The sequence below is a fragment of the Collinsella sp. LCP21S3_C7 genome, from assembly GCF_052118485.1.
Classification (GTDB): Bacteria; Actinomycetota; Coriobacteriia; order Coriobacteriales; family Coriobacteriaceae; genus Collinsella.
Genome location: NZ_JBQKHC010000066.1, coordinates 1 through 529 on the forward strand (window position 1 = coordinate 1; position 529 = coordinate 529).

The 529-nt window shown below is 72.4% G+C and carries 1 protein-coding gene; it reads right to left on the reverse strand.

The genetic code is table 11. The features are described 5' to 3' along the window. Positions 1-380: DDE-type integrase/transposase/recombinase (locus tag ACTQ1E_RS08890; RefSeq protein WP_441565905.1), on the reverse strand; the 380-nt coding region annotated here is incomplete at its 3' end. Positions 381-529: the final 149 nt, after the last annotated feature.

A 529-nucleotide genomic window follows, 5' to 3' on the forward strand; every position in this document is an offset into this window, starting at 1 on the left:
AGGCCGCTCCACCCGGTGAACTCGCCGCCGTAGGCGAGCAGGCGGTTCAGGAAGCGGTTGGCCGACTCGTCCTTGCCCTTGGTCTGCGGCGAGCGCGGCGCGCAGAGCCTGAGCTCGAAGCCGGCCTCCCGCGCGAACCGCCACGCCCTCTCCTGCCTGGTCCTCCTGCGGCCCGAGACGGTCACCAGGCACGACATGTTGTCCGTGATGCACTCCTCCGGGACGCCGCCGAGGCGGGTGAAGGTGGCGAGCAGGCAGGACAGCAGGTCGTCGAGCGTGCGGCTCCTGACCGGTATGAAGCGGTGCTTCCGGGAGTAGCCGAGCGTCGCGGTGAACACGCTGAACTCGAAGACCTCGCCCTCCGAGTCGACGAGCCTCATGCCCTCCTTCCAGTCGAACTGCAGCTGCCTGCCCGGGGGCGTCTCGAACCGCGGGTGCGGCTCGCGGCCGCCCGCGCCCCCGAAGGGCACGTCGCGGGCCCGGCACCAGGCGGTGAAGGCGCCGTACCCGGGCAGCCCCTCCCCGCGGC